The sequence below is a fragment of the Halorubrum sp. CBA1125 genome (assembly GCF_009742825.1).
Lineage (GTDB): Archaea > Halobacteriota > Halobacteria > Halobacteriales > Haloferacaceae > Halorubrum.
This window is the reverse complement of record NZ_WPCE01000310.1, coordinates 1-2,054: the sequence shown is the minus strand read 5'-3', so window position 1 is coordinate 2,054 and position 2,054 is coordinate 1. Positions and strand designations below refer to the sequence as shown.

Genomic DNA, 2,054 nt, shown 5'->3' with positions numbered 1-2,054 from the left:
GGTCGCCGCGGCGGTCGGCGGTCCCGGCGGACGCGGCCGGTGTCGCCCCGTTCCCGCCGTCGGCGCGGCGAGTCCCGTCGCGCATCCGACCGGCGTAGACCGTGACGAGCGGGCCGCACATCCCGATGCAGTGGGCGCCGCCGAGCAGCCCGATGGCGAGGAACAACAGGACGTCGGTCCCGAGAAGCGTCGAGAGGTCCATGAACGGTCAGTCACCGAGGGTTGGAGTCGCGTGCGGTAATGGGTTTCGTCGGTCGACGCGGCCGAGCGCGGCGGCAGTCACCCGTCACTCCTCCACGAAGACCGTCGCGTACATCCCGCCGGTCTCGTGGGGGATGCACACGTAGTCGTAGCGGCCGGGAACCTCGAACGTGTGGGTGAACCGGTCGCCGCTCTCCAGCCGCCCGCCGAAGTCGTCGGCCCACGCCTCGCGGGCGGCCTCCTCGCTGTCGTACCCACCGGAGGCGAAGTACGCGGCCTCGTCGGGGATCCCGCCCTCGTAGGCCGTGACGGTGTGTGCGCGCGCGCTCGTGTTCTCCCAGACCACGGTCTCGCCCACGGTCACCGTCAGCTCCGCCGGGCGATACGCGCTCGCGACCATCCCCACGTCGCGGGCCGGTTCGCCGTCGTCCGGCTCGCCGTCGACGCCGGCACAGCCGGCGAGGGTCGCCAGCGTCGCCGCGGTTCCGGCGGCACCGGCCCGTCGGAGGACCCGTCTGCGGTGCATACCCGACGTGAGGACTCCTGTCGTTTCAATATCGCGGTCGTCCCCGTCGCGCGAGAAGGGTCCACCTCCCGTGAGGAGGCGACCCCGCCGGGTCCCCGCGCCGCCGTCCGCACCGTCGCCGAAAAACAAGCGCTAAACCCGCGGCGGCGGTGTGACGGGGTATGAAACAGGCCATCGTCGCCCGCGCGGACCTCGGCATGGGCGAGGGGAAGCTCGCCGCGCAGGTCGCGCACGCGTCGCTGTCGGCGTACCAGGACGCGGGACGGCGCGCCCGCAAGAAGTGGCAGGGCGAGGGACAAAAGAAGGTCGTGCTCAAGGGCGACTCCGAGAGCCAGCTGTTCGAGCTGGCCGACAAGGCCGACAGGGAGGGGCTCCCGTACGCGATCGTCCGCGACGCCGGCCACACCCAACTGGAGCCGGGGACGGTCACCGCGCTCGCGGTCGGCCCGGGCCGGGACGACACCGTCGACCGCGTGACTGGCGACCTCTCGCTGTACTAGATGGCTCCACCGCACGCGCTCCGCGAGGCGCACCCGATCGAGCGGGCGGTCGGCGTGGCGTACTACGTCAGCGACGCCGACGGGATCGGGGGGGCGACTGCGAGAGTCTCCCGACGACTTCCGTGTCCGCGAGCTGGAGGCGTTCGAGCCGGCGCCGCTCGACGCCGATCCGGGGAGCTACCCCGAGCTGGTCGTCCGCGTCACGCTGCGCGACTGGGACACGAACGACTTCGCGCGCCGGATCTCCGACGCGCTCTCGATCAGCCGCGAGCGCGTCTCGTGGGCGGGCACCAAGGACAAGCGCGCGGTCACCACACAGCTTTTCACCCTCCGCGGCGCGGACCCCGAAGACCTCCCCGAGATCCGCGGCGCCGAGATCGAGCCGATCGGCCGCGCCGGCCGCGGGCTCTCCTTCGGCGACCTCGCGGGCAACGCCTTCGAGATCCGCGTCGCCGACGCGGTCCCAGCGGCCCCGGCGCGCGTCGCCGACGTGACCCGGGACCTCCGGGCGTTCGCGGGCGGAAACGAACGCGGCGATCCGGACGGGAACGGGGCGGACGCCGGTGGTATCGAGGCGGACGCTGACGAGAGCGAAATCGTCGACGGCGCGACCGTCGGCGTTCCCAACTACTTCGGTCAGCAGCGGTTCGGGAGCCGCCGCCCCGTCACGCACGCCGTCGGGCTCGCGACCGTCCGGAACGACCCGCGGGAGGCGGTCCGGCTGTACGCCGGCAACCCCGCCGAGACCGAGCCGGACGACACCCGAGCCCGCGCGCGATCGCGTTGACGACGCGTTCGGAGTCGACGGCAAAAGCGGGTCGACGGCC

General features: G+C 72.9%; 3 protein-coding genes and 1 pseudogene. 2 read left to right on the top strand and 2 right to left on the bottom strand.

Annotated features, from left to right (window positions below; genetic code table 11):
• Both GJ633_RS16105 and GJ633_RS16100 read right to left on the bottom strand, forming a co-directional pair.
• A partial coding sequence (locus tag GJ633_RS16105; RefSeq protein WP_197431382.1) for a sulfite exporter TauE/SafE family protein occupies nucleotides 1-202 on the bottom strand: 202 nt, incomplete at its 3' end.
• An 84-nt stretch (nucleotides 203-286) separates the two neighbouring features.
• Entirely contained in the window at nucleotides 287-727 is a 441-nt protein-coding gene (locus GJ633_RS16100; RefSeq protein WP_156589581.1) for a plastocyanin/azurin family copper-binding protein, read from the bottom strand.
• Nucleotides 728-888: 161 nt separating this feature from the next.
• Between GJ633_RS16100 and pth2 the strand changes: the two genes are divergently transcribed.
• Nucleotides 889-1,227: a peptidyl-tRNA hydrolase Pth2 gene (gene pth2 / locus GJ633_RS16095; protein ID WP_156589580.1), complete on the top strand. Its 339-nt coding sequence runs from the start codon at nucleotides 889-891 to the stop codon at nucleotides 1,225-1,227.
• Nucleotides 1,228-2,054: pseudogene (gene truD, locus GJ633_RS16090) on the top strand (tRNA pseudouridine(13) synthase TruD); the annotation flags it as partial.

Bases quoted from the DNA above. Each gene is read 5' to 3' on its own strand.
- pth2 (WP_156589580.1), top strand. From the start codon at position 889: ATGAAACAGGCCATCGTCGCCCGCGCGGACCTCGGCATGGGCGAGGGG.
- GJ633_RS16100 (WP_156589581.1), bottom strand. From the start codon at position 727: ATGCACCGCAGACGGGTCCTCCGACGGGCCGGTGCCGCCGGAACCGCG.